Annotated in this window: 8 protein-coding genes; 3 read left to right on the forward strand and 5 right to left on the reverse strand. The window is 69.8% G+C overall.

Annotation, left to right across the window (positions count from 1 at the left end; all coding sequences use genetic code 11):
* Nucleotides 1-270, forward strand: a 270-nt coding sequence (locus AC1DXV_RS28735) for a hypothetical protein (RefSeq protein WP_477936823.1), incomplete at its 5' end; no start/stop codon positions are given.
* Here the strand turns inward: AC1DXV_RS28735 and AC1DXV_RS28740 are convergent.
* The 5 genes from AC1DXV_RS28740 to lptF are packed head-to-tail and all read right to left on the reverse strand — an operon-like array spanning nt 271 to nt 5,064.
* Nucleotides 271-1,431 (reverse strand): pyridoxal phosphate-dependent aminotransferase, encoded by a 1,161-nt coding sequence (locus tag AC1DXV_RS28740; RefSeq protein WP_477936825.1) that lies wholly within the window; start codon nt 1,429-1,431, stop codon nt 271-273.
* A gap of 10 nt (nt 1,432-1,441) precedes the next feature.
* Entirely contained in the window at nt 1,442-2,398 is a 957-nt protein-coding gene (locus tag AC1DXV_RS28745; RefSeq protein WP_477869725.1) for a CysB family HTH-type transcriptional regulator, read from the reverse strand.
* A gap of 34 nt (nt 2,399-2,432) precedes the next feature.
* Nucleotides 2,433-2,819: a sirohydrochlorin chelatase gene (locus AC1DXV_RS28750; protein WP_477869727.1), complete on the reverse strand. Its 387-nt coding sequence runs from the start codon at nt 2,817-2,819 to the stop codon at nt 2,433-2,435.
* The gene (gene lptG, locus AC1DXV_RS28755; RefSeq protein ID WP_477869729.1) at nt 2,816-3,919 is read right to left on the reverse strand and encodes an LPS export ABC transporter permease LptG; all 1,104 of its coding nucleotides are present in this window, start codon (nt 3,917-3,919) and stop codon (nt 2,816-2,818) included. Before lptG ends, AC1DXV_RS28750 begins: the two co-directional genes overlap by 4 nt.
* On the reverse strand, nt 3,916-5,064 hold the full coding sequence (gene lptF / locus AC1DXV_RS28760) for an LPS export ABC transporter permease LptF (protein WP_477936827.1): 1,149 nt from the start codon (nt 5,062-5,064) through the stop codon (nt 3,916-3,918). The genes lptG and lptF overlap by 4 nt, the downstream gene beginning before the upstream one ends.
* Before the next feature lie 26 nt (nt 5,065-5,090).
* On the opposite strand from lptF, the gene AC1DXV_RS28765 reads away from it, so the two are divergent.
* A complete protein-coding gene (locus tag AC1DXV_RS28765; RefSeq protein WP_477936829.1) occupies nt 5,091-6,563 on the forward strand; it encodes a leucyl aminopeptidase in 1,473 nt (490 codons plus the stop codon).
* A 112-nt stretch (nt 6,564-6,675) separates the two neighbouring features.
* Nucleotides 6,676-7,116 (forward strand): DNA polymerase III subunit chi, encoded by a 441-nt coding sequence (locus tag AC1DXV_RS28770; RefSeq protein ID WP_169673440.1) that lies wholly within the window; start codon nt 6,676-6,678, stop codon nt 7,114-7,116.
* The last annotated feature ends 141 nt before the right edge of the window (nt 7,117-7,257 follow it).

Genomic DNA, 7,257 nt, shown 5'->3' on the forward strand with positions numbered 1-7,257 from the left:
ACGCTGGACCTGTCGGCGCCCGATGTCCGAACCGAGCCTCGGCCCGATTCGGCACCCATGCCGCTGCACGCCAGCGACCCGGTGCCACCCGAACCGCAGGTCGAGCGGCTCACGCTCGACCTCGACATCTCCACCGACCCGGCCAGGCTGTCGGGGCCGGATGCGCCGCTGCGCGATGCCGCCGATTCGCGCCCCGGGCTCGACTTCGACCTCAGCGAACTGAGCGAGCTCGACACCCCCCGCAAGCCCAAGGCGAGCGGGTCTCGTTGATCACAGCTTCGCCAGCCGCTCCAGCGCCCGCTCCAGCGTCTCGTCCTTCTTCGCGAAGCAGAAGCGCGCCAGCTTCTGCTCGAAGCCGCCGGCATAGAACACCGACACCGGGATCGCCGCGACGCCGATCTCGCTCGTGAGCCAGCGGCAGAAGCCTTCCTCGCTCAGCTCGCTGACGGCCGAGTAGTCGACGCTCTGGAAATAACTGCCCGCGCTCGGCAGCAGCTTCAGCCGCGTGGCTGCCAGCCCGGCGCGGAACAGGTCGCGCTTGCGCTGGTAGAACGCCGGCAGCTCCAGGTAGGGCGCCGGGTCGGCCATGTACTCGGCCAGCCCGTGCTGCACCGGCGTGTTGACGGTGAAGACGTTGAACTGGTGCACCTTGCGGAACTCGGCCGTCAGCGGCGCAGGCGCCGCGACATAGCCGACCTTCCAGCCGGTCACGTGGTAGGTCTTGCCGAAGCTCGAGACGATGAAGCTGCGCGCGGCCAGCTCCGGGTGGCGCGCGACGCTTTCGTGCCGCTGGCCGTCGTACACCATGTGCTCGTAGACCTCGTCGGCGATCACGAACACGTCGGTCGGGCGCAGCAGCTCGGCCAGCTGCTGCATCTCGGCGGCGCTCCAGACGGTGGCGCTCGGGTTGTGCGGCGTGTTGATGATGATCGCGCGGGTGCGCGGCGAGAGCGCGGCGCGGATGCGTTCGAAATCGGGCCGGAAGGTGCGCGGTGTCAGCGGCACATGCACCGCGGTGCCGCCGGCCAGCACGATGTTGGGTTCGTAGCTGTCGTAGCACGGGTCGAGCACGATCACTTCGTCGCCCGGGTGCACGATCGCGAGGACCGCGGTGATGATGGCCTGCGTCGCGCCGGCGGTGATCGTGATCTCGGTGCCGGGGTCGTACGCATGGCCGTACAGCGTGGCGATCTTCGCGGCCACCGCCTCGCGCAAGGCCGGCACGCCGGTCATCGGCGGGTACTGGTTCAGGCCGCGGTGCATCGCGCCGCTCACCGCGTCGAGCAGCCGCGGGTCGCCGTCGAAATCGGGGAAGCCCTGGCCGAGGTTGACGGCACCGTGCTGCTGCGCGAGGGCCGACATCACGGTGAAGATGGTCGTGCCGACCTGCGGCAGGCGGCTTTCGATGGAGGGGGTTCGCAGGGTGGTCATGGCGGATGGATCAGAGCTGATAGTCGTGTCCGGCGTCGGCGGCATCGCCGCTCATCGCGCGCGCGATCAGCCCGCGGTTCAGGCGGTCGGACAGCATCTCGGCGAACGCGTAGACGAAGTTTCTCAGGTAGGCGCCGCGCTTGAACGCGACGCGGGTGACATTGGAGCCGAACAGGTGGCCGACCGGGCGCGAGACGAGTTCGCCGTTCGGCGGGTCGTCGCGCACCGCGATCTCGGCCAGCACGCCGACGCCCATGCCCAGGCGCACGTAAGTCTTGATGACGTCGGCATCGATGGCCTCCAGCACGATGTTCGGCTTCAGCCGGCGCGCGGCGAAGGCCTGGTCGACGCGCGTGCGGCCGCTGAACGACGGGTGGTACGACACCAGCGGCTGCTGCGCCAGGTCTTCGAGCGTGATGCGTTCGAGCTGCGCGAGCGGGTGGCCAGCCGGCATCACGACCGCGTGCTGCCATTCGTAGCAGGGCAGGGTCACCAGTTCGTCGTGCTCGGCCAGCGATTCGGTCGCGATGCCGATGTCGGCCACCTCCTCGATCACCATCTGCGCCACCTGCGCCGGCGCGCCCTGGTGCAGGCTGATGTTGACCTTCGGGAAGCGCTTGCGCAGCTGGGCCACCGGCTCCGGCAGGAAGTAGCGCGCCTGCGTGTGCGTGGTCGCGATCGACAGCGTGCCGGCGTCCTGCTTCGAGAACTCCTCGCCGATGCGCTTCAGGTTGCCGACCTCGCGCATGATCACCTCGATCGACTTCAGCACCTCGACGCCGGGTTCGGTGACGCGGCGCAGCCGCTTGCCGTGGCGCGCGAAGATGTCGACGCCGAGCTCGTCCTCGAGTTCGAGGATGGCCTTGGAGATGCCGGGCTGCGAGGTGAACAGCGCTTTGGCGGTCTCGGTCAGGTTCAGGTTGCGGCGAACGGCCTCCTGGACGAACCGGAACTGGTGCAGGTTCATATTCCGTTGCAATCTGTGGATTGCCCGGATTAAATCACTTCGTGTCTGTGGATGCGCGCAGCAGCTGGCCGGCGGCGGCGGCCATCGCGGCGATCACGGTGTCGAGTTCGCCGACGGCGGGATGCAGCTGCCAGGCGACGCGGGGGTGGGTGGCGGCGAGTTCGGCCAGCAGCTCCGGCAGGTCTTTGCGCACGTGGCCGCCGGCGCCGAGGAACAGCGGCAGCACATCGACGTGCGCGCAGCCTTGCACGGCGAGCTGCCGGCCGGCCTCGCGCAGGTCGGGCGCCATGAACTCGAGGAAGGCGAGGGCGACCGGCACGCCCGGATGCGCGGCCCGCACGCGCGCGGCGACGTCCTCGAACGGCACGGCCCAGTGGGGATCCCGTGCGCCATGCGCGAACAGCAGCAGCCCGCGCGTCACCGGTACCTCACCAGCCAGCTGAAGGCTGCGAGGGACAGCATCAGGTAGATCGCGCTCGGCGTGGCGGCCACGATCCAGGGCGTCCAGTTCTGCAGCAGCCCCAGGTGCGCCGCGACGTTGTTCAGCAGCACGAAGCTGATGCCCAGCATGATCCCGCCGAACACCTTCAGGCTGACGCCGCCGGCGCGCGCATGCAGGTAGGCGAACGGCAGCGCGAGCGCCACCATCACCAGGCAGGCGAGCGGGTACAGCGCGCGCTTCCAGAACTGGATCTCGTGGCGCTGCGCCGTCTGCTCGTTGTCGGACAGGTGGGTGATGTAGCGGAACAGCTCCAGCGTCGACATCGAGCCCTCGGGCAGCACCGCGGCGGCCACCACGTTGGCGGGCATCGTGCTCGGCCAGGTGTAGACCGGCAGCTGCTGCGCGTGCACCAGCCCGCCGCTGGCGGCATCTTGCCAGTCGGTCAGGTTCACGTCCTGCAGCGTCCAGTTGTCGTCGTTGCCGACGCGCCCGCGCGCCGCGCTGATGCGGCGCAGCAGCCGGCCGTTGCCGTCGGATTCGAAGATGCGGATGTTCAGCAGCTCGCCGCCGGCCGCCGCGCTGCCGACGTTGACCGAGTACGAGCGCTCGCCGTCGGGTGTCACCCGGTGATCCTTCAGCCAGGCGCCGGTGATGCCCAGGCTGAAGCCGCCCTTGTAGCGCGCCTGCAGCTGCGCTGCGCCGCGCTCGCTGAGCGGCGCGAGGTAGTCGCCGACGACGAAGGTCAGCAGCCCGAACGCCATGCCCAGCCCGGTCAGCAGGAACAGCGCACGCCCCGGCCCCAGCCCGCCGGTGCGCAGCACGGTGAACTCGGACGACTGCGCGAGGCGCGACAGCGCGTAGATGGTGCCGATCAGCACCGCGATCGGCGACAGCTCGTACAGGTGCCCCGGCAGCTCGAGCAGCGAGTACACCGCCGCATGCAGCGCGGTGTAGGTCTTGGTGATGCCGCCCAGCTCGTCGACGAAGTCGATGAAGAAGAACAGCGACAGGAAGGCCACGGCGACGAAGGCCACCGACGAGACGATGTCGGCGTAGAGCAGGCGGCGCACCGTCCTCATTTCTTGCAGGCCTCCTGCATGCGCTGCTTCAGGCCGCCGCCATGGTCGTTGCGGTTGCCATTGCCGTGGCGCCGCCGCAGGCTCCAGTGGGTGCCGTTGTCGCGCCACCAGAGCAGCGCGATCGCCGCCAGCAGCACGCCGCCGTGCATCGTCACGAGGATCGCGCCCATGCCGGCCTTGCCGCCGGCCACCCAGGCCTGCGACAGGTTGATCAGGTTGTAATAGACGACGAAGCTCAGCAGCGCGAACAGCAGGTTCCAGTTGCTGGCGCGCCGCGGCTGCGTGGCCGACAGCCCGATCGCCAGCAGCAGCAGGTTGGCCGCGCCGRGCGTCAGGCCGAGCCGCCAGGTGAGCTCGCCCTGCGCGGYCGGCGTCGGCTCGCTCATCAGGTCGATGGTGGGGCGGGCCTTGGGCGGCGGCGCGGTCGCGCTGCTCAGCACGCGGTCGCCGGCCTGCACCTTGTAGGTCTCGAAGCGCGCCAGCGTCTTGTCGCCGCTGCGCAGGTTCTGCTCGTTCTGCTGGCCGCTGTCGAGCACCAGGTAGCGGTCGTCGTCGGTGTTCTCGATGTGGCCGCTGCGCGCCGAGGTCACCGATTCCTTGTCGGGCTGCGAGGTCAGGATGAAGACGTTGCGGCCGGTGCGGCCGTCTTCGCTGTCGCGTTCGATGAAGAAGGTGCGGCGGCCGTCGCGCGAGGACTGGAACTGCCCGGGCGCGACGCGCGACAGGTCGGAGCGGCGCTCGAAGCGCTCGCGCAACTCGGCGCTGCGCGCGTTCATCCACGGCCACACGAACAGCGCCAGCAGCGCCACCACCAGCAGCACCGGCCAGCTCACGCGCAGCACCGGCCGCACGAAGCGCGACAGCCCGATGCCGCTGGCGAACCAGATCGACATCTCGCTGTCGCGGTACATGCGGGTCAGCGTGGAGACGGTGGCGATGAACAGCGACAGGCTGAGCATCGTCGGCAGCTGGGCGAGCGCCACGTAGCCCAGCAGCAGCACCACGTCCTGCGGGGCGATGCGCCCCAGCGCGGCCTGGCCCAGCGTGCGGATCAGCATCATCGTCAGCACGATGGTGAGGATCACCACCAGCGTGGCGCCGAATGTGCGGGCGAGGTCTCGCCGCAGGGAGGAATCGAATAACATCGTTGGATTCTGGACTGGCTCGCATTATGGACTTCAGACATCAGGTTTCTTCTTCCGGCGCCCTGGCAACCCTGCAGGCCGACGCGCTGCTCGTGGTGGTCGATGCATCCGCCGGCGGCAACACCGTCGATGCGGTGCTCGACGCGAAGCTCGCAGCCCCCATCAACGAGGCGATCGCCCAGGGCGACTTCGCGCTGAAGGCCGGGCGGGCGCTGTACCTGCACCGCGTGGCCGGCGTGAAGGCGCCGCGCGTGGTGGTCGCCGCGGCCGCCTCCGGCACCGCGAAGGCCTTCAAGACGGCGGTCGCCAACGGCCTGGCGCAGCTGAAGGGCGGCGGCGCGAAGCACGTGGCCGTCGCGCTGGCCTCGGCCGGCGAACTGGGTGCGGCGCATGCGCAGGCGCTGGTCGCCGCGGCCGGCGACGCCACCTACGTCTACCGCCACACCAAGCCCAGCGCGCCGGCCGCCTCGGCCATCGCCAAGCTGACGCTGGTGTGCGACAAGGCGCAGGCCAAGGCGGTGCAATCGGGGCTGGCGGTCGGCGAGGCGATCGGCAACGGCGTCGCGCTGGCCCGCGAATGCGCGAACCGGCCGGGCAACCACTGCACGCCCACCTTCCTCGCCGAGCAGGCGAAGAAGCTCGCGAAGGACCACGGCCTGAAGGTCGAGGTGCTGGACCGCAAGGCGGTCGAGAAGCTCGGCATGGGCTCGTTCCTCGCGGTCGCCCAGGGCTCCGACGAGCCGCTGCGCTTCATCGTCGCCCGCTACGAAGGTGCCGCGAAGACGCAGGCGCCGATCGTGCTGGTCGGCAAGGGCATCACCTTCGACACCGGCGGCATCTCGATCAAGCCGGCCGCCGAGATGGACGAGATGAAGTTCGACATGGGTGGCGCCGCGAGCGTGCTCGGCACGCTGCGCGCGGTGGCCGAACTGAAGCCGAAGCTGAACCTGATCGGCATCATCCCGGCCTGCGAGAACATGCCCAGCGGCCGTGCGGTGAAGCCGGGCGACGTCGTCACCAGCATGTCGGGCCAGACGATCGAGATCCTGAACACCGATGCCGAGGGCCGGCTGATCCTGTGCGATGCGCTGACCTACGCCGAGCGCTTCAAGCCGGCGGTGGTGGTCGACATCGCGACGCTGACCGGCGCCTGCGTGATCGCGCTGGGCCACCACAACTCGGGCCTGTTCACCGCCGACGACGCGCTGGCCGCCGAGTTGCTGGCCGCCGGCCAGAGCGCGCTCGACCCGGCCTGGCGCATGCCGCTGGACGAGGAATACGACGAGGCGCTGAAGAGCAACTTCGCCGACATGGGCAACGTCGGCCCGCGCGCCGGCGGTGCGATCACCGCGGCGATGTTCCTGCGCCGCTTCACCGCCAAGTACCGCTGGGCGCACCTGGACATCGCCGGCACCGCCTGGAAGTCCGGCGCGGCCAAGGGCGCGACCGGCCGGCCGGTGCCGCTGCTGACCCAGTTCGTGCTGTCGCAGGCAAAGTAATGCCGCAGCCCGCACAAGCCGCTCCATCAAGCAACTCCCCAGGATCCGGCTTTGCCGGGCCGAGTGGGAGGCGCCCCCTCGGGGGGCAGGAGCGCAGCGACGTGGGGGCTCCATGACCGAGGTCAGCTTCCACTTCAACGTGCCCGACAGGCTGTCGTATGCGTGCAGATTGCTGCGCAAGGCGACTCGCCGCGGTGCACGCGTGGTGGTCGCAGGCCCCGCACCGGTGCTCGGGCGCCTCGACAAGCAGCTGTGGGTGTTCGAACCCACCGATTTCGTGCCCCATGTGCATGCACGCGCCGGCCAGGCGATCGCACCGCGGCTCGCGCACACGCCGGTGTGGCTGGTCGAGCAGGTGGCCGATGCGCCGCACCACGAGGTGCTGCTGAACCTGGGCGAAGAACCTGCCGACGGCTTCGAGAGCTTCGAGCGCGTGATCGAATTGGTCTCGCGCGACGGCGACGACCGCCCGTCGGGCCGGGCGCGCTGGAAGCACTACACCGATCGCGGTTACCCGATCGTGCGGCACGACGTCGCGCAGGAGGGTGGATGAAGCGGGCCGAGCGCTGGACCGTTCCCGAGCCGGCCCGCATCCCCTCGGGGGATCGATCGATGTACCCATCGAGCGAGGGGCCGTCATGAGCACCACACCGCGCCAGCAGCCGCCGCATCGGCTTCCGGTGTTGACCGAGGT

It is taken from the genome of Rhizobacter sp. P3_C12 (genome assembly GCF_056402735.1).